General features: G+C 41.3%; 20 protein-coding genes and 1 other RNA gene. 5 read left to right on the top strand and 16 right to left on the bottom strand.

Annotated features, from left to right (window positions below; translation table 11 throughout):
• Positions 1 to 42 precede the first annotated feature (42 nt).
• The 5 genes from MJO53_RS12785 to MJO53_RS12765 are packed head-to-tail and all read right to left on the bottom strand — an operon-like array spanning position 43 to position 4,644.
• The gene (locus MJO53_RS12785; RefSeq protein WP_252079354.1) at positions 43 to 1,116 is read right to left on the bottom strand and encodes an iron-containing alcohol dehydrogenase family protein; all 1,074 of its coding nucleotides are present in this window, start codon (positions 1,114 to 1,116) and stop codon (positions 43 to 45) included.
• Between the two features lie 53 nt (positions 1,117 to 1,169).
• A complete protein-coding gene (locus tag MJO53_RS12780; protein WP_224834863.1) occupies positions 1,170 to 1,874 on the bottom strand; it encodes an HAD family hydrolase in 705 nt (234 codons plus the stop codon).
• Positions 1,865 to 2,578, bottom strand: coding sequence for a 3-deoxy-manno-octulosonate cytidylyltransferase (gene kdsB / locus MJO53_RS12775; RefSeq protein ID WP_252081247.1), 714 nt, complete (start codon positions 2,576 to 2,578; stop codon positions 1,865 to 1,867). Before kdsB ends, MJO53_RS12780 begins: the two co-directional genes overlap by 10 nt.
• A 38-nt stretch (positions 2,579 to 2,616) precedes the next feature.
• The gene (locus tag MJO53_RS12770) at positions 2,617 to 3,186 is read right to left on the bottom strand and encodes a DUF4126 domain-containing protein (RefSeq protein ID WP_262902797.1); all 570 of its coding nucleotides are present in this window, start codon (positions 3,184 to 3,186) and stop codon (positions 2,617 to 2,619) included.
• Positions 3,187 to 3,210: 24 nt separating this feature from the next.
• Positions 3,211 to 4,644 carry an ATP-dependent DNA helicase gene (locus MJO53_RS12765; RefSeq protein WP_252079353.1) on the bottom strand — a complete coding sequence of 478 codons (1,434 nt, stop codon included), beginning with the start codon at positions 4,642 to 4,644 and terminating at the stop codon, positions 3,211 to 3,213.
• A 196-nt stretch (positions 4,645 to 4,840) separates the two neighbouring features.
• On the opposite strand from MJO53_RS12765, the gene MJO53_RS12760 reads away from it, so the two are divergent.
• Genes MJO53_RS12760 through MJO53_RS12750 form a run of 3 tightly spaced genes read left to right on the top strand, consistent with a single transcriptional unit; the run spans position 4,841 to position 6,846 of the window.
• Positions 4,841 to 5,491 carry a hypothetical protein gene (locus tag MJO53_RS12760; RefSeq protein WP_224835645.1) on the top strand — a complete coding sequence of 217 codons (651 nt, stop codon included), beginning with the start codon at positions 4,841 to 4,843 and terminating at the stop codon, positions 5,489 to 5,491.
• A gap of 2 nt (positions 5,492 to 5,493) precedes the next feature.
• Complete coding sequence (locus MJO53_RS12755) at positions 5,494 to 6,306, top strand: DUF3822 family protein (protein ID WP_224835646.1); 813 nt, start codon at positions 5,494 to 5,496, stop codon at positions 6,304 to 6,306.
• Positions 6,307 to 6,846, top strand: coding sequence for an RsmD family RNA methyltransferase (locus MJO53_RS12750; RefSeq protein ID WP_252079351.1), 540 nt, complete (start codon positions 6,307 to 6,309; stop codon positions 6,844 to 6,846). It abuts the gene before it with no gap.
• Here the strand turns inward: MJO53_RS12750 and rnpB are convergent.
• An RNA gene (gene rnpB, locus MJO53_RS12745) (RNase P RNA component class A) lies at positions 6,843 to 7,165 on the bottom strand. The genes MJO53_RS12750 and rnpB overlap by 4 nt on opposite strands.
• Before the next feature lie 106 nt (positions 7,166 to 7,271).
• On the opposite strand from rnpB, the gene MJO53_RS12740 reads away from it, so the two are divergent.
• On the top strand, positions 7,272 to 9,047 hold the full coding sequence (locus tag MJO53_RS12740) for a DNA polymerase III subunit gamma/tau (protein ID WP_252079350.1): 1,776 nt from the start codon (positions 7,272 to 7,274) through the stop codon (positions 9,045 to 9,047).
• Between the two features lie 51 nt (positions 9,048 to 9,098).
• On the top strand, positions 9,099 to 9,680 hold the full coding sequence (locus MJO53_RS12735; protein WP_224834868.1) for a tRNA-(ms[2]io[6]A)-hydroxylase: 582 nt from the start codon (positions 9,099 to 9,101) through the stop codon (positions 9,678 to 9,680).
• Here the strand turns inward: MJO53_RS12735 and MJO53_RS12730 are convergent.
• From MJO53_RS12730 to rpsA, 10 genes are all read right to left on the bottom strand, one after another.
• Complete coding sequence (locus MJO53_RS12730) at positions 9,677 to 10,564, bottom strand: Ppx/GppA phosphatase family protein (RefSeq protein WP_224834869.1); 888 nt, start codon at positions 10,562 to 10,564, stop codon at positions 9,677 to 9,679. The two genes, MJO53_RS12735 and MJO53_RS12730, sit on opposite strands and share 4 nt — an antisense overlap.
• Before the next feature lie 11 nt (positions 10,565 to 10,575).
• Positions 10,576 to 12,651, bottom strand: a complete 2,076-nt coding sequence (ppk1, locus tag MJO53_RS12725) for a polyphosphate kinase 1 (RefSeq protein WP_252079349.1) — start codon at positions 12,649 to 12,651, stop codon at positions 10,576 to 10,578.
• Positions 12,652 to 13,140, bottom strand: a complete 489-nt coding sequence (locus tag MJO53_RS12720; RefSeq protein WP_252079348.1) for a SixA phosphatase family protein — start codon at positions 13,138 to 13,140, stop codon at positions 12,652 to 12,654.
• 12 nt (positions 13,141 to 13,152) lie between these two features.
• On the bottom strand, positions 13,153 to 13,800 hold the full coding sequence (pdxH, locus tag MJO53_RS12715; RefSeq protein WP_252079347.1) for a pyridoxamine 5'-phosphate oxidase: 648 nt from the start codon (positions 13,798 to 13,800) through the stop codon (positions 13,153 to 13,155).
• 65 nt (positions 13,801 to 13,865) lie between these two features.
• Positions 13,866 to 14,777 carry a ribonuclease Z gene (locus tag MJO53_RS12710; protein WP_252079346.1) on the bottom strand — a complete coding sequence of 304 codons (912 nt, stop codon included), beginning with the start codon at positions 14,775 to 14,777 and terminating at the stop codon, positions 13,866 to 13,868.
• 37 nt (positions 14,778 to 14,814) lie between these two features.
• Entirely contained in the window at positions 14,815 to 15,180 is a 366-nt protein-coding gene (locus MJO53_RS12705) for a four helix bundle protein (RefSeq protein ID WP_286037765.1), read from the bottom strand.
• Positions 15,181 to 15,212: 32 nt separating this feature from the next.
• Entirely contained in the window at positions 15,213 to 15,545 is a 333-nt protein-coding gene (locus MJO53_RS12700) for a ribonuclease Z (RefSeq protein ID WP_252079345.1), read from the bottom strand.
• Positions 15,546 to 15,548: 3 nt separating this feature from the next.
• Entirely contained in the window at positions 15,549 to 16,475 is a 927-nt protein-coding gene (locus tag MJO53_RS12695) for an aspartate carbamoyltransferase catalytic subunit (RefSeq protein WP_224834875.1), read from the bottom strand.
• 6 nt (positions 16,476 to 16,481) lie between these two features.
• Positions 16,482 to 17,018 (bottom strand): bifunctional pyr operon transcriptional regulator/uracil phosphoribosyltransferase PyrR, encoded by a 537-nt coding sequence (gene pyrR / locus MJO53_RS12690; RefSeq protein WP_224834876.1) that lies wholly within the window; start codon positions 17,016 to 17,018, stop codon positions 16,482 to 16,484.
• 115 nt (positions 17,019 to 17,133) lie between these two features.
• The gene (gene rpsA / locus MJO53_RS12685; protein ID WP_224834877.1) at positions 17,134 to 18,972 is read right to left on the bottom strand and encodes a 30S ribosomal protein S1; all 1,839 of its coding nucleotides are present in this window, start codon (positions 18,970 to 18,972) and stop codon (positions 17,134 to 17,136) included.
• Positions 18,973 to 19,198 lie beyond the last annotated feature (226 nt).

Genomic DNA, 19,198 nt, shown 5'->3' with positions numbered 1-19,198 from the left:
GGGCTTCATGTTATTTGTCCATAATCAGATCCGGAACAAATTTTAGATTTTTTGATACAATGCCCGTAACCGTTCCGGGGTCATGATGTTTTTCCAATTCTTGCCCAGAGCATTTTCCCAAAGGGGTTCCAATCCCATCGCAACATTCACCATCACATCAAAATCGTTTTGGGTAAGGTCGGCGCAAACACCTTGTGGCAGTGTAATATTGTGTTTATCCATCATTTTATTGAACAGTTGTACCCCTTCCGAATAAAATTCCTCCAGATGCTGGAAAACCAAACAGTTCCCTATACCGTGCTTAACCCCCAATAAATAAGAAAGTCCGTAGCTCATGGCATGCGCAACACCTACTTGAGAGTAGGCAATACTCATTCCCCCATGCCAAGATGCCATCATTAATTTATCCCTTGATTCTTCGGAGGGAATGTCGTTCAGGTACACTTCCAGACAAAGTTCCATGGCCTTTTCCCCATAACTTTGGCTAAAGGCGTTTAAATATGTTCCGGTCAAAGATTCCACACAGTGAATAAAACAATCCATTCCCGTATAAAACCATTGCTCCTTGGGAACACTTTTGGTGAAATCCGGATCTAAAATAACTTGGTCGAAGGTTGTATAGTCTGAATTTATCCCCAGTTTTTTTTCCGGTCCCAGCAATACTGTGGTTCGGGACACTTCTGCTCCGGTCCCGCTAATGGTAGGTATCCCAACATGATAAAGTGCGGGGTGGCCCACCAAATCCCATCCTTGGTAATCTTTGGCCAATCCTTTGTTGTTCAGTAGTATGGAAACGGCTTTTGCCAAATCCAAAAGGGTACCTCCGCCTATACCGATTATACCGGAGGGCGCCTCTTCATATTTTTGACGTATTTGGGAAACCAACGCATCAACTTGAGCGGTTTTGGGTTCTTCTTCTGCAGAAATAAATATAACCTCGTCGTTGAACAACAGGGGCAAAGTTGACAGGAACTCACTATTTTCGAAATAATCGTCGACCAAAAATATAAACGGTGCTTCCGAACTTGTTCGCTTGGGCAACAAAACATCTCCCAATTGCGAAAAGCTTCCCGCCCCAAAGATTACCTTCGGCACCATTGGAAAGTTCTTGTACATAGTTTTACGGGGCGATGAGGTTTGTTGATTTTTCAAGTTGTTCTCTGTCTTCATTAATTATCCAAATACTTCAAAATATCTTTGATGTTGTTTAATTTGAGATGGTTGTTCACCATTTCATCTTCGGCTACCATCTCATGGGCCCAAGTGGTGTGAAAAGGCACGTGCACGGCCTTTGCTCCTATATTGAGAATAGGAAGGACATCTGATTTCAATGAATTTCCGATCATTAAAAATTCGTTGACATCTATATTCAAATGTTCCAACAAATTACTATAATTATTTTCTTTTTTGTCGCTTAGCACTTCTACATGATGAAAATACTTGGAAAGGCCGGACTTGTCCAATTTTCGTTCCTGGTCCAATAGATCTCCTTTGGTAAGTACTATCAACCTATACTTTCCGGCCAATTTGGATAACACTTCCTCTACTCCGTCCAGCAATTCCACCGGGTGTGCAATCATTTTTTTTCCAAGGTTCAAAATCTCGGAAATGGTCTGTTGCGGTACTTTATTATTGGAGAGGTCCAGTGCGGATTCTATCATGGAGAGCATAAACCCCTTTATCCCGTAGCCATAGCTTTCCAAGTTGGCCATTTCCATCTTGAACAGTTCTTGGTCTATCTTGTTTTTGGTCTCATAGCCGTCCAATAGTTCCGCAAATTTTTCTTCGGTGTCCCTAAAATAGGTTTCGTTTACCCAAAGGGTGTCATCTGCATCAAATCCTATTACTTTTATGTTGGAGAAATCTACTTCCATACCTTTCTAGCTCTTTCCAAATCTTCGGGTGTATCTATTTCGATGCCTGTCACGTGGGTTTCTACCATTTTTATTTTTTTTCCATACTCCAAAAAACGTATGGCCTCAATTTTTTCTTTCGCCTCGAGGGGCAACATTTTCAGCCTTTGAAAATCCATGAGCGCCCTTTTTCTAAAAACGTACACACCTTTATGTTTATAGTAGGTCGCATCCACTTCCTTATCTCTTGGATAGGGAATGGGAGAACGGGAAAAATAGAGCGCAAAACCTTGATTGTCCACAACTACCTTAACCGTATTGGGGTTGGATATTTCTTCCCAATCCGTAATGGGTGTCATCAAGGAGCCAAGGTCGATTTCTTTTTCTTCATCATTTTTGAAGACCTTTATGATCTTCGCCAAACTATCTGCATCAATAAATGGTTCGTCTCCCTGCACATTGATCACAATGTCCACCTCCATATTCTCCACGGCTTCCGCTATTCTATCGCTACCACTCTCATGTGTTTTTTTGCTCATGATCACATTTCCGCCTATGTTTTCTATCACTTCAGAAATGATAGGGCTGTCCGTCACAACGTATACTTCATCAAAAAGACCAGTGTTTACAGCTGCTTCGTATGTGCGCACAATTACGGGCTTACCCCCAAGGTCCTGCATTAGTTTTGCAGGAAACCTTGATGCTTGATAGCGGGCGGGTATCATTGATATTATTTTCACTACTATTTATATATGATTGGATGTTATCTTTTGGGTCTGAGCTTCCTGTAGATCCTGAATATGATCAATAATATGATAATTACAAGAATGGCGGCTATGGGCGGCACTAAGATCGACGCAGTACTTACTGCAACGGCGGTCCCGGTCTCCACCGTGGACACCAATGGGTTGGCCAAGCCTCCCGTTGTTCCGCTAGATGCCAGTCTGCCGGCCGCATTTGCCCCTTTGATCATAGTTGCGGTCCCACCACCTGCAATAATAGCCAAAGACCAAGTGACCACAGGGTCTAAATTGGCAGCAGTAGAAACTACAACTGCGGTACCTGCAATCCCTGCCAAAGGTATGGCTAGACTATCCAAGGCATTGTCCACCCATGGAATAAAATAGGCAAATATCTCTACAATTGTGGCAACCCCCAAGGTTATCAATGCTGTTAGACTACCTATCCATTGCCAGCTTTCGTTGAGTTCCCATACCCCTAAATATGCCGCAAAACTTAGAGCAAAAAGTGGTAAAAAAACACGGAAGCCCACGGAAGCCGCTAAACCAATCCCTAGGAACAAACTTATTAATGTATCTGGTTCTATATTCATGCCGATGTCTAAAATAGGATATTCCTAGTCAAGAAAAAAATCATCCTTAAAACCTATAAGGTATAGTTTTCTTTCGGCCCTGGTAACTGCGGTATACAACCATCTCAAATAATCTTTATCCACCCCATTGGGCAAGTAAGGTTGTTCAACAAAAACGGTATCCCATTGCCCTCCTTGTGATTTATGGCAAGTAATTGCATAAGAAAATTTTACCTGTAGCGCATTGAAGAACTTATTGTTCTTTACCCCTAGAAATTTTTTGTATTTGGATTTTTCGTGGGCGTAGTCCTTCATTACTTCTTGGTAAAGTCTATTGCCGTCTTCGTAAGATAAGGATGGTGTTTCGGCCGTTATAGTGTCGAGTAAAAGAACAGTTTCAAAGGGTTTCTGATTGGGATAATCCACCATTTTTACTTTTACCTCGGCAAACTTGAAACCATAAAGTTCTTTGATCGCAAACAGCTCCAGTACTTCGATTATATCCCCATTGGCTATAAAACCAGCCTCGGAGTTTGGTTTTAGCCAAAAGTAATTGTTCTTGACCACCATCATATAATCGCCTACCGAAATCTCGTTGTCAAGAAAAAGAATACGTTCCCTAATATTTTGGTTGTATAGGTTGGCCCTTTTGTTGGAGCGAACTATGATCGCCGTCTGTTCTTTTCCGTTCTCACTGTAAGAGGAATCAATGGCCTCCTGTATCTCGTTCCCTTCCAACAGGCGCACTATATCCGTGTATGTGCCCAATTCAAACTTGAAGCCGTCAAAAAAATCGGACTGTAGTTGCTCCCTCAGATTGGTTGCATTGTATAGGATTCCGGAGTCATCAGCTTGGCGCATGACTTCGTTCAATTCCAAACACGCTACTTCCTTATTATAGTTTAAGGACAAACGATCTTCATCAAGGGCAGGGCTAAGTTCCAATTTTACAGGGGGCAACTGTGCGGTATCCCCAATCAATATTAATTTACAGTTATGGCCAGAGTGAACATAATGCATAAGATCGTCCAACAAGGAGCCGTTCTCGAACAATTTGGAATCGGCGGGCGAGTCCGGAATCATGGATGCCTCGTCAACAATAAAAATCGTATTCCTGTGCTTGTTCGGAGCTAACACAAATTGGATTCCTCCACCGGTTTGTTTTTTGGGGAAATATATTTTTTTGTGGATGGTGTAAGCTGTATTGCCCGAATAAACCGACATAACTTTTGTTGCCCGCCCTGTCGGCGCCATTAAAACAGCACTCATTTTTACCTTCCATAAACTACTCACCAAGGTAGCGATCAAGGTAGTTTTTCCCGTTCCAGCGAACCCTTTTAAAAGGAAGAGCTCATCCTTTTTTCCATCTAACACAAAGTTAGACAGCTTTTTAAGTGCCAGACCTTGTTTTATGGTAGGTTCGTGCGGAAATTTTTCGTTTAAAATCTTTAAAAATCCTGGTGCGGTAAAATCGTTCATGAGCGCTAAATATAGGGCGCTCTTTTTTAAAGCAAAAAGTTTCGCAATTAAAAAAATATTGTAGATTTGTCTGTAACCACTAAATTAACTTTGAAAGACAGTATCAGATATGTTAAATTTAATTCTTATTGTTGTAATCATATGCCTTGTGACCATAGGGCTTGTATTTTTGATCGATAGATTTTTACCTCAAAAAATAAAGCCGGTACTAGTAATTCTTTTCGGTATTCTAAGTATCTTCCTAGGTTTCAAGATTTACGATTCTATCAACGCCCCCATTGAGTTCAATAAGGTAAGGAACGAAAGGTTCTCAAAAGTGATCGACAAGCTTAAGGACATTAGAGATTCCCAAGAAGCGTACAAAACAGTAAACGGTAAATATGCAGGTGATTTTGAGAGCTTGATCAAGTTTATTGACACTGGGAGCTATACCATTACCACACAGAGGGACTCGTCTTTTATGAGATATGACCGAGCCTATCAAATTGATATGCAACAAGATACAATCATCATCGATACATTGGGCACTGTTAAGGTCAAAGATTCCCTATTTGGTGCGGACACCCGCTACAAAAACATGATGGATGTTCCTTTTGCCCAAAACAACGAAAAGTTTGAAATGAAAGCTGATATTATCGACAAGAGCGGATACAAAGCTCCGGTTTTTGAAGCTAAAGTAAAAAAGAACGTTGTTCTATACGATCAACCGCAAGATTTGGTAGAAAAGGAGAACTCTTACCAAAGTGTGGAAGAAGTAAATGGTACAGAAATTAAAGTTGGTTCCCTAACGGATGTAAGCACCAATGGTAATTGGCCCCCTATTTACGATAGGAAAAAGAATAACTAGTTATAGTACAGAAAGAAACAAATAAGACCTATAGAAAATTGTCCATTCAAGCTGGCTTGAATGGACTTTCTTTTTGTGTAATGGATACCATTACAAATAAAATTCTTGCCTTTGAGCGACAAAGTTTTAAAACTCAGCTCACCCCCTACCTCGTACTAAAAGAGTTGAAAGAAAAACTTAGCAATCAGGAAGAAATTGGGCAAAATTTTTCCGAAGTAATGGTAATACACAAGAACAGTATGTTCAGCTTGGTGCCCAAGCCCATATTTAATGAAGGGGAACTCCCAAACTACCTTAAGTTCAATGCCAAAATAATGGCAAACGACCTTATCGCGTACGATGAAGTCCCAAATCAGGATATCATTAATGTGTATATTCCCTATACCAATATCAACAACTATATTTTTGAGCTTTTTGGAGAATTTGAGTTCAAGCATAGCGGAACGGTTCTAATCAATACCTTGCTCAACCAAAACAGACCTTCTTCCGAACCCATCTGTTATGTTCAGATTGCTGAGCGAGAAATGGAGGTAATGGTAATCTCCAACAAAAAACTGTTGTTCTACAATCAGTTCGAGTACAGCACCAAAGAGGACTTTTTGTACTACCTTTTATTCAGTTTGGAGCAATTACAAATGGATTTGGAAAAAGTGCAGCTCAAACTCTTCGGGACCATAGAAGAAGGAGACCCTATTTACGACCTTTGCTACCAGTACATTAAAAACATTTCAGTATTTGTGCCCGGCAATACGGTTTTTCCTGTAGACCAACTGGAGAACGAGAGTATAGATTTTTCCATTTTAAGTTCTCTCTAAATGAGGATCATATCCGGTAAATACAAAGGGAAGCGCCTCACTGCGCCGAAAAAATTACCTGTTCGCCCAACTACCGACATGGCCAAAGAAGCACTGTTCAACATTTTGAACAATAGGTTTTATTTTGATGAGCTCAATGTGCTCGATCTGTTCTCCGGTACAGGCAACATAAGTTATGAGTTTGCCTCCAGGGGATGCAAAAAGATAACTGCCGTGGACGGACATCAAGGGTGCGTCCGTTATATTGCCCGAACAACACAAGAATTGGATTTTCCCATCGCTACCTTAAAATCCGATGTATATAAATTTTTACAGGCCACTCCAGAAAAGTTCAACCTTATTTTTGCCGACCCACCGTATGATTTTGATAAGGGGCAGTTTTTAAAAATCGCCGACCTGGTTTTTGACAAAGGACTCTTGCTCGAAGACGGTCTCCTTATTATTGAGCATTCCGAACAAACGACTCTTTCCGAGCACCCCAAATTCACGGAGCAGAGAAAATATGGCGGAAGTATTTTCAGTTTTTTTGAAGCTCAATAAAAAGCAGGCCATAAGCCGGATTCTGTAGACCCCAAATCAATGTAGGGAGCTCCTTATCATTTATCTAGACAAATGGTTGCCCAAGTGTTCCAACCGCCTACCCTCCAACTCGAGCGTGCAGCCCTCAAGTGTTGGTTTACATGGCGTTTCACCGCATAGAGTTTGCCGATTTCACTACAGCCGAACTGTACTTGCTTTCTGTTGCACTGGTCCTCGTCTTACAACGGACGGGCGTTACCCGCTATGCCGCACTTTGGCGTCCGGACTTTCCTCTCCAAGCTTGGTTGCCCGTACTTGCAGCGATAAGGTGGCCTGCTGTTTACAAAGGTAGTTCAATTGTTAATAAAAAACAGCTTAACTGTGCTCGAGCAGTCCACTTTGCCCGATCCTATTTTTATATTTGTAATAATTCTATTTTCCCAGCATTGGAACCATTTATAGTATCAGCTAGAAAATATAGACCGCAAACCTTTAAGGATGTGGTGGGGCAGTCCTCCATCACCAATACCTTAATGAACGCCATTGAAAACGATCATTTGGCGCAAGCATTATTATTTTGTGGACCAAGAGGCGTTGGCAAAACCACCTGTGCCCGTATTTTGGCAAAAAAGATAAACCAAGATGGTACAGAAAAGGAAGATGAAGATTTTGCCTTCAATATTTTTGAGTTGGATGCAGCTTCCAACAACTCCGTGGATGACATCCGTAGTTTAATTGATCAGGTACGCATTCCTCCACAAACGGGCAAGTACAAAGTGTATATTATTGATGAGGTGCATATGCTCTCACAATCTGCGTTCAATGCTTTTTTGAAGACTTTGGAGGAACCGCCTAAGCACGCTATTTTTATTCTGGCGACCACCGAAAAACACAAAATTATCCCTACCATATTATCGCGTTGCCAAATCTTCGATTTTAAACGGATCACGGTAAAAGATGCAGCGGAATACCTTAAGCACATTGCCGAACAACAAGGTATACAGGCAGAAGAAAGTGCTTTACATATTATTGCCCAAAAAGCAGATGGGGCCATGCGCGATGCCCTCTCCATTTTTGATAGGGTGGTCAGCTTCTCTGGAAAGGAACTTACCCGTAAGGCGGTCACGGAAAACCTGAATGTCCTTGATTATGATATTTATTTTTCCGCAACAGATTTAATTCTAGAAAACAACATTCCAGAACTTTTGATCCTGTTCAACAGAACCCTTTCCCTTGGGTTCGATGGCCATCATTTTATAAGTGGCCTTGCATCCCACTTTAGAGATCTATTGGTTTGTCAGCATCCGGACACTTTACATCTTATGGAGGTTGGAGACGATGTTAAGCAACAATACCAAGATCAGGCAAAAAAAGTTACCAAAGATTTTCTTTTAAAGGCCATAGACCTTGCCAATGATTGCGACCTAAAGTATAAGAGCAGTAAAAATCAACGGTTATTGGTAGAACTTACCCTTATGAAATTAGCATCCATCACTTACGATGGAGAAAAAAAAAACTCTAATTTCATAATTCCGGCATCACGGTTTACCACACAATCCACGCCCAAAACAAGCGACACGCAGGCAGGTCAATCCAAAGTTCAGACTACAGCTTCCTCGGTGGAAAAAAAAGTCCAACCATCAACGACAGAGGTTAGAACCGTCGAAGAGAAAGTTCCTATGCCCCAACAGGCAGAAACAAAAAAAATCGACTCCCCAAAAGAGGATAACCCGACTCAAAAAATAAACATTAAAAGTCCTAAAAAACGTGTTTCGGGACTTTCGCTGTCCAGTATCAAAATAAAAAAAGAGCACGAGAACATTAAATCCCCAACAGTAAACGAGGAGGATTTACCACACGATACGTTTTTAGAGGTGGACATGCAAAAACATTGGGACGATTTTGTGCAACAGTTGGAAAAACAAGGCCGCAAAATATTGGCTAGCAACCTCCAAACAGATGTTCCCAAAATGAAGAACGAAAATACGATTTGGATCGAGCTTCCCAACAGCACCATGAAAAAGGAAATTGAACGGGAACAAAGTCTGATGCTGGATTACCTTAAACAAAAGTTGAACAATTATTCAATTTCACTCCATATTACGGTGAACGAGGAAGTTGCGAAAAAATTCGCCTTTACCCCAGAGGAGAAATATGAAAAATTGAAGGAGAAAAATCCAAACATCGAGCTCCTTCGCAAAGAGTTCGACCTTGATTTTTAAACATACCGCACAATACTTTTATCTTTGTATCCATAAATTTAAAACTGATACATGTTAGGCCTAAAACTACCAACGGACCCACGATGGGTGAACATTGTTGAAAAGAACATCGAAGAAATTTTGACAGATCATGCCTATTGCGAGCAAAAAGCGGCAAGTACCGCTATTTCCCTGATCATTGGTTTTCCAGAAAAGTCGGAATTGGTAAAGGAAATGACGGCCCTCGCCCGTGAGGAGATGGGGCATTTTAACATGGTCCATGATAAAATTATACAGCGGGGATGGGTATTGGGCCGTGAACGCAAGGATGAGTACGTTATAGAACTAATGAAGTTTTTCCCAAAAGGTGGAAGCAGGGAAACACATTTGGTACACAAACTCTTGTATGCTGCATTGATAGAGGCTCGTAGTTGCGAACGTTTTAGATTGCTATCAGAAGAGATTAACGACGAAGAACTGTCCGAGTTTTATCGCAACTTAATGGTAAGTGAAGCCAATCACTACACCATGTTTTTAAGGTTTGCGCGCAAATACGGAAATCGAGAGGAAGTCGATCAAAAATGGGAAGCGCTGTTGGAACATGAAGCTCAATTAATGAAAGACCTCGGCAAAAAGGAAACCATGCACGGTTAATCCTCTTTATGGTACAAAGTTTTGATCATACCATCGGCAAGACCAATTTTTGGAACAAGAATTTTTTTGGCCTTGCTCCACTTTGCTGCGTTTAAGAATATTTTGGTCGCGGGTATAATTACATCTGCACGGTCTTGATTTAGGCCAAGTTCCGAAATCCTGTCTTCGTAGGCCATACTGTCCAAAAAATGGTATTGGGCATTCAACCAAATATAGGAAAGGGGCTGACCGACCTTTCTACCGGACATTTTGTGCAATTTATTTATGTTTCCGCCAGAACCAATAATTTCGACGGTAGCATCCAAAGGGAGATTGGATTTGATCCAGGTTTTTATCTCGTCCCAAACTGCATCATTCACCAAATTGTTTAAAATCCGGAGCGTGCCTATTTTAAATGATTTGGAAAAAATAGGCAACCCCTTGTCGATTATAGTAAATTCCGTACTACCGCCCCCTACATCCACATACAGGTAGAGCCTATCATTTTTAATAATATCCTTAAGATCGGTCGAGGCAATGATTGATGCTTCCTCTTTACCATCGATGATCTGAATATCGACCCCCGATCCCTTTCTTACCCTAGTTATTACCTGCTTCCCGTTTTTGGCTTCCCTAAGTGCCGAAGTGGCACAGGCCATGTATTTTTCCACACCATAAACGTCCATTAAAAGTTTAAAGGACTGCATGGTCTTTACCAATCGATTGAGGTTCCGTTCGGAGATTTCACCGTTCAAAAAGGCATCTTCCCCCAAACGAACCGGCACCCTGACCAATTCACTTTTTTTGAACTTAGTGGGCCTGTCTTGGTACTCGATTACATTGTTAATCAACAATCTGACCGCGTTGGAACCAATATCGATAGCTGCAAATTTCTTTATTACCAAATCCAGTGATCTTAAGATTCCAGTTTTCGCTTGTAATAATCGTACACTTCAAACTGCGACCTAAACTCGGCCGCTCCCTTGGACCGTTTTCTGTAGGCATTGTCTTGTTTGGCCGAAAATATTCTGGCCTTTGAGTTATCGTTCCAGGAAATCTCAAAAGTATCCAGTAGTTCTTGTCGGATGTCCTCATCATAAATAGGGCAACCCACCTCTACCCTAAAATCCAGGTTACGTGTCATCCAATCTGCGGAGGATATATAAATTTTAGGGTCCCCCCCGTTTCCAAAAATAAATAGCCTAGGGTGTTCCAAAAACTTATCCACTACACTTATGGCCTCAATATTCTCGCTCATTCCCTCGACACCGGGAATTAAGCAGCAGATTCCGCGGACAATCATTTTTATTTTTACCCCGGCCCTACTGGCCTCGTACAGCTTATCTACCATTTTATAGGAGGTAAGACTGTTCATCTTTATTTTAATGTAGGCCTCTTTTCCTTCGCGCGCGCAAGCTATTTCCCTATCGATCAACTTCATAAAAGTTGATTTTGTGTAGTGTGGTGATACGATCAAGTGTTTGTACTTGTTGATCTTGTAATTGGTCTCAAAGAATCCGAACACTTTGTTCATATCCTTTAATATGCCCTGATGGGCGGTAAACAAGGTGTAATCTGTATAGATTTTTGCCGTGGACTCGTTAAAATTACCGGTACTTATAAACCCATATCGTTTTAGCCCGCCATCTTCCTCGCGCTCCACCAAACAGATCTTACTGTGCACCTTTAAGCCGGGCACGCCAAAAATCAACTGTACACCTTCGTCCTGTAGATAATTGGCATATTCGATATTGTTCTGCTCATCGAACCTGGCCTGCAGTTCTATTTGTACGGTTACCTGTTTTCCATTTTTTACCGCGTTTACCAATGCTGATGCTATTTGGCTATCGCTGGCCAATCGATAAATGGTGATTTTAATGCTACGGACTTGGGGGTCCAGGGCCGCCTCGCGCAAAAATTTGGTGACATAACTAAATGTATGGTAAGGTGCATAGATCATATAGTCCTTATGCGCGATAATATCCAACAAACTCCCTTTCATGCTCAGCCCTTTTACCGGCAAAGGTTCTATTTTGTCGTACATAAGGTCTTGGCGCCCCAAGCTCGGAAAACCCATATAATCCCTTCTGTTATGGTAACGTCCACCAGGAATAACACTATCGGTATCCATAATGTCCATTTTTTCCTTTAGGAACTGAAGAGTGTCCTTGTCGATACTTTTATCGTAAACAAAACGAACCGGGTCGCTTATTTTTCTGTGTTCTACACTCGAAGAAATTTTCTCGATAAAACTTTTACTTAAATCATTATCGATATCCAACTCGGCATCTCTGGTAATCTTGATCATGTGCGCGGAAATGGATTCAAAATCGAACATGGTAAAAACACTGTCCAAGCAAAAACGAATAAGATCGTCCAGCATGATTACATAGTCCTTATCTCCCTCTTTGGGCAAAACCACAAAACGGTCGATACCTTTTGGAATTTCGATCAATGCATATCGATTGTGTTTTCCTCCGGGCGAACCGTTCTTCATTACGATCTTTACGGCCAAATAAGCTGCCGTATCCTTCAAAAGTGGAAATTCCGTGAGGTCGTTCAAGATAATGGTCATTAATTCTTGATTCACCTTTTTAAAGAAATAGTCCCTTATAAATTCGGCCTGATTTTGGTTGACCTCGGTTTCTCGAATTATAAAAATGTTCTTCTCCCTAAGCTCTCTGTCAATTTCCTTGAAGATAACCAGACTACGGGCCTGTTGATCGATCACTATTTTGGTGATTTCCTCTAACAAATCTTTGGCCTTTTCTCCCCCTAAAACACTCTTTCCCGTTTTTCCGGCGTCCACGATTCGTTTAACCGTAGCATAGCGAACCTTGAAGAATTCATCCAAATTGTTACTGAAAATCCCTAGAAACCGTAATCGGTCGATCAATGGAACCCTAGGGTCTTTGCTCTCTTGCAGCACCCTGGCGTTAAATTGCAGCCAACTGATTTCCCTGTTGATATATTCGTTCTTTGTTTTTACCATCTATTTTTTCAAGTGTTTTGGAAAGACCATTTGCTTTGTAATGCCCTTGGATATTTTGGACCAATCGTCCACACCAAATGTAATGTGTACAAGTCCTGCCGTGGGAACGTTTTCAATATACTGATCTCCCCATGTATTTGCAAGTGAAGTAAAGGCGTAGTTGTGACCAAATATGGCCACTGTTTTCAAATTGTTGTCCAATCGGTGTACAAACCTCTCCACACTATCTCCCGAAAAATCGTATAACTCATTATTTATTCTAAAATTAGAAAGATCAAATTCAAGATTTCCAACAAAAATCATACTCGTATGCAGTGCACGAATCGCCGGACTGGAATATATAAAATCCATTTGCGGAGCGTGGATTTTAAATGTTTTGGACACCAAATGGGCATCGTTGATACCACGCTCCTTTAAAGGCCTGTCCTTATCGGAAGCATCGTAATCCCAAGAGGATTTCCCATGACGCATCAATATCAGTTGTTTCATCGTTTATAGGATTTAGGGGGCCAACCGTTCTATTTTCCAATCGTAATCATCTTGAAGGGTATATCGTATCCTATCGTGGAGTCTGTTGGGGCGTCCCTGCCAAAATTCTATGGATATGGGCCTTACCAAATAACCTCCCCAATATTCGGGTCGTGGCACTTCCTGTCCTTCATACTTTTGTTCCAGCTCCTTTAGTTTTTTTTCGAGATAGTCCCGGGAAGGCACCACTTCGCTTTGGTCGGAAACCACCGCTCCAAGTTGACTCCCAGTAGGTCGCGATTCAAAATAACCATCGGATAGATTCTCGGCAATTTTTTCTGCTTTGCCCTTTATGATCACTTGACGTTCCATATTTGGCCAAAAAAAGGATAGGCATATGGATGGATTGGCCTCGATGGCCTTGCCTTTTTCACTTTGGTAGTTGGTGTAAAATATAAAGCCCTCGAAAGTAAACTTCTTCATCAGCACTACTCTACTTTTTGGAAATCCATCCAGGCCAAGGGTAGATACCGTCATGGCATTAGGTTCGTCCACTCCGTCCGAGGCTTCAACTTCGTAGAACCATTTTTGGAATTGCTCAAGGGGGTTTTCCATTACGGTTGCCTCGGTCAACTCACTTTTTTCGTAAGATTTTCTATAATTGCTCAGGTCTTTTTGCATGTTGTGAAGTTCGTCAAAAATAGATTCAACTCAAAGCCATGCGCCTGTAAAAGAATGGTAATTTTTTATACTCCAAAGTCAAACTCTTTACCGTCGTCGGCGAGTTCCACTACAGGAAAAACCTCTTTGGCCTCCTTTTTAAAAAGCTCAATTGATCTGTACCTAGTGGAATAATGTCCCAACACCAAAAGACTGGCGTTGGCCTTATGGGCAATTTGAGCTGCCTGTTTGGCCGTGGCATGTTTTGTTTTTTCGCACAAATGCGATTCCGACTCAAGAAAAGTGGATTCGTGATAGAGCACGGTGACATCTTTTATAATGGGCAAAATCCCTTCATTATAAACCGTATCGCTGCAAAAAGCATAACTTTTTGGTGCTGGTGGATCTAAAGTGAGTTGTTTATTGGGCACCGTCTTACCAAACTTATCCACACCATCGACCCCTTCCTTTATTTTAATGAACTGACTTTTATCTACTCCATGTTTTCTGGCCGCATCAATATTCAGAGTCCTGGGCGCTTCTTTTTCTTGAAATAGGAATCCATTGGTATACACTCTGTGAATCAATGGAATGGTACGCACGGTCACCTTTTCGTCTTCGTAGACAATTTCGGATTCTTTCGATTCCAATTCATGGAAGACCAAAGGGTAATTGGTCCAAGAATCGCCCAATTTTAAAAGTAAAGTAATGGCCTGTTTAATGCCTTTTGGACCGTAAATGTGCATTTCTTTATCTCTGCCCAGTAATCGGAAAGTGGATATAAGGCCAGGCAAACCAAAAAAGTGATCGCCATGGAGATGTGAAATAAAAATATGGTTGATTCTGGAGAACTTGATCTTATATTTTCTCAATTGGACTTGGGTCCCTTCACCACAATCGATCAAAAAAAGATGGTTCTTTATTTCGAGTACCTGAGAGGTAGGATTGGTAAATGTTCGTGGTGTAGCGGCATAGCAACCTAACACTGTTAGTTTCACAAATAATAAATTTAAAATGGAAAGTTAAAAATTCCCATTACATTTTAGAGTAATTCAACTTGGATGATTTTACGATAGAAGCCAGCAGTCGAATTATTTGCTCTATTTCGTCATCAACCTTACTAAAATCCAAATCTCCAATTGAATCGGATTCTCTTAAAAGATCCAGCCAATACCTTGTCTCATTTGCTTCTTTTAAAGAAATAGACATCTTATGAATAAAATCTTTTTTGCTTTCAGCATGCTCTGCTTCTCTGACCAATGCACCAATTGCGGTTCCTGACCTCAATAACTGTTTTGACAACACAAACTCCTTTTGCTTTTTTTCCAAATACTTGGTAATCCGCAAAATTTCCAAGGCAAAATCAAAACTCTTCTTTTGTATAGTATTTTGTCTACCCAAGCAATAGCATTTTCAATTCTTCATCTTTAATTTTAAATTCCAAGGTCACGTTCAATTTCTTCCATTTCGATCAGGTCTTTGGCTTCTTGCAAGGTGGGTACCACACTGATCTCTTCCGGTATTTCGTCGTAACCCAGTTTATCTGTAACCAAAACAAAAGATTGTCCTGATGCCTTGTGAGTGTTGGAAATATCCAAAAACTCAAGAATGTTGCTCACCGTCAGCTGGTCAAAGGAAAATAGGTTGATAACTATGTTATCATGCTTTAATTCTGGGTAGGCTTTGTTCAAATTTTCCAGAAAACCAGAAAGGGTTGTGTTCTCTTGGAAAACTATGGTTGTTGTGCCTTCTTTATCGAAAATCATGTCTTACTTAATTTTTGATGCCAATAGGTAAAGTACCGCCATTCGAACGGCCACACCATTCTCAACCTGATGCAAAATAATGGACTGATCGGAATCGGCCACATCGCTGGTAATTTCCACACCTCTATTAATGGGACCTGGATGCATAATCACAATTTCTTTGTCCAAACTGTTCAACAGCTCCTTGTTCACCCCAAACTGTTGGGTGTATTCTCTGGTGGAAGGAAAATAACTGATATCCATCCGTTCGTTCTGTACCCGAAGCATGTTGGCCACATCGCACCATTCCAAGGCTTTTCTCAAATTGGTCTCCACCCCTACACCCAAGGACTCTATGTATTTTGGGATCAATGTTTTTGGGCCACAAACTTTAACATTGGCGCCTTGTAATTTTAAGGCAAATATATTGGAGAGTGCTACTCTGGAATGTAGAATATCACCTACTATCACTACATTCTTACCACCTACGTCGCCCAGTTTCTCTCTAATAGAAAAAGAATCCAACAATGCTTGTGTTGGGTGTTCATGGGCTCCGTCGCCTGCATTTACGATGGAGGCATTTACATGTTGGGATAAAAATATTCCTGCTCCAGGGTTAGGGTGGCGCATCACTACCATATCCACTTTCATGGACAGGATATTATTTACGGTATCAATAAGGGTCTCCCCTTTTTTAACGGAAGATTGTCCTGCCGAGAAATTGACCACATCGGCGGAAAGCCGTTTCTCTGCCAACTCGAAAGATAGTTTTGTTCGGGTACTGTTCTCAAAAAAGATGTTGGCAATGGTAATATCCCGAAGGGTAGGCACCTTTTTAATGGAACGGTTGATGACCTCCTTAAAATGGTCTGCCGTTTCAAAAATGAGCGATATATCCTTTTTGTTCAGATATTTTATTCCCAACAAGTGATTTACACTTAACTCGCTCATTATCTATTATTTGCTTACTAAATATACTTTATCTTCGCCGTCGTTTTCTTGCCACATCACTTTTACTTTTTCTTCGTTTATGGCATCCACTTGTCGGCCCCGGTAGGTCGGCTGAATGGGCAAATGCCTGCTAAATCTACGATCGATCAAGGTCAAAAGTTCAATATTGCTCGGTCTTCCAAAGGATTGAATGGCGGTAAGGGCCGCTCGGATACTTCTTCCTGTGTAAAGAACATCATCTATAAACACTACTTTTTTGTCCTCTACCAAAAAATTCATTTGTGTGGAATTGGCCTTAAGGATTTCCCCTCGTCCAAAATCGTCCCTAAAAAATGTGATGTCCAAGAAACCAAGGTCAATATGTTTGACTTTGTATTCTTTTTTGAGGATTTTCACCAATCTTTCTGCCAAAAAAACGCCTCTGGGCTGAATACCTATGAGTGCGGTATTGGCAAAATCCAAATGGTTTTCCATTAGCTGACAGGCCAACCGGTGCAGTATGATGTTGATTTCCTTTGAAGTAAGCAGTACTTTTTGACTCATATGCTGTGTGCGACCAACTCGGTTGACCACAAAAGTAAGCAATTCTTTAAAATGTTCGGAACATAAAAAAGCCCCGACTGTTTCCAGCGGGGCTTAGTATCATTGAAAAGTCCGATTACTTTTTCTTGGAATCGGCTTCCATCTTGTCTTTCAATGCTTGCAACTGTGAGTTAGCATCTCCAAGGGTCGGAGCAGCTTCGTCGCTAGACGTGGCTCTTTTCTTGGCAGCGGCTTTCACATTTCTGTCTTCTTGCTCTCTAAAGATTGCCGTATGGCTGGCCACAACTCTCTTGAAATCTTTATTGAACTCGATGATCTTGAATTCGGCCTCTTCTCCTTTTACCAATTTCTTGCCGTCTTCTTTTTCCATGTGACGTTGTGGAACAAACCCAACGATGTCCTCGTTGAAGTTGATAGTCGCTCCTTTGTCAACAACCTCTGCAATTGCAGCTTTGTGAATTGTTCCTTCAGCAAACTCCTCGGAGTATTTATCCCAAGGGTTTTCTGTGGTCTGCTTGTGACCAAGGCTCAACTTTCGTCCATCCACGTCCAATTCCAATACTTCCACCTCCAAAGTGTCACCTACGGTAACGAACTCGGATGGGTGCTTGATTTTCTTGGTCCATGAAAGGTCGGAGATATAAATCAAACCATCAATTCCTTCTTCCAACTCTACGAATACACCAAAGTTGGTAAAGTTTCTAACGATTCCTTTATGTCTTGACCCTACAGGATATTTAGTAGTAATATCGGTCCATGGGTCTGGGGTCAATTGCTTGATGCCCAACGACATTTTGCGATCTTCCCTGTCCAAGGTCAATACAACAGCTTCAACTTCATCACCTACGTTTACGAAGTCTTGTGCTGATCTTAGGTGGGTGCTCCACGACATTTCAGAAACGTGGATCAATCCTTCTACGCCTTCGGCAACTTCGATAAATGCACCGTAATCTGCGATTACCACTACCTTACCTTTAACTTTGTCACCTACTTTGATCTCATCGCCAAGGGCATCCCATGGGTGTTTCTCCAATTGTTTAAGACCCAACTGGATTCTAGACTTGTTATCATCGAAGTCCAAGATTACCACGTTCAATTTCTGGTCTAGCTCCACAACCTCGTTCGGATGGTTGATACGGCTCCAGGAAAGATCGGTAATGTGAACCAAACCATCCACACCTCCAAGGTCGATAAATACCCCATAAGATGTAATGTTCTTGACCACACCTTCCAATACTTGACCTTTTTCCAATTGGCCGATGATCTCTTTTTTCTGTTCTTCGATATCCGCTTCGATCAAAGCTTTGTGCGACACCACTACGTTTTTGAACTCGTGGTTGATCTTTACTACTTTGAACTCCATGGTCTTACCTACGTACTGATCGTAATCACGGATAGGCTTTACATCGATCTGGGAACCTGGCAAGAAAGCTTCGATTCCGAATACGTCAACGATCATACCACCTTTGGTACGGCATTTAACGAAACCGGTAACGATTTCTTCTTTGTCGTGTGCGTTGTTGACACGCTCCCAAGCCTTAATGGTTCTAGCCTTACGGTGTGACAATACCAATTGACCGGTTTTGTCTTCGCGAATATCTATAAGTACCTCGACTTTATCCCCAACTTTTAGGTCTGGATTATATCGGAACTCATTTAAGGAAATTACACCTTCGGATTTTGCATTGATGTCGATGATGGCCTCACGGTCAGTCATGTGAACAACTTTTCCTTCCACTACTTCCTCGTCCGCAGTGTCCACAAAGTTTTCCTCCACAAGCGTTTCGAACTCTTTAAGCTTTGTATCGTCTACGCGCTCAATTCCTTCTTCGTACTTGTCCCAGTCAAAATTTTCAAGAAATTCTTGTGGATCTTGTTTGGGCTGTGTTTCTTCTTTTACTACTGGTGCTGCGGCAGTTTCTTCTACCTCAACGTTTTGTTTTTCTTCAGCCATGCTGCTGATTTAAATTTGTATTCCACGTTTTACAAGAGTCAAACAATTACCGCGGAAGTGGTTTTAAATAATTTTCTAGATTCCCTTTTCTCTTGCCTCCTTGTTAAAAAGGTGTGCAAAAATACAATTAAATTATTGATTCACAAAGCCTACACATATGGTTTTCAATGAAAAAATGATTACCTGTAAATGCCGTTCAAAACTAAGGCTTGTATTTAATTGGCTA

The organism is Flagellimonas marinaquae, from assembly GCF_023716465.1.
Taxonomy (GTDB): domain Bacteria; phylum Bacteroidota; class Bacteroidia; order Flavobacteriales; family Flavobacteriaceae; genus Flagellimonas; species Flagellimonas alginolytica.
Note: the sequence above shows the minus strand (reverse complement) of the source record. Positions and strands in the feature narration are given on the sequence as shown.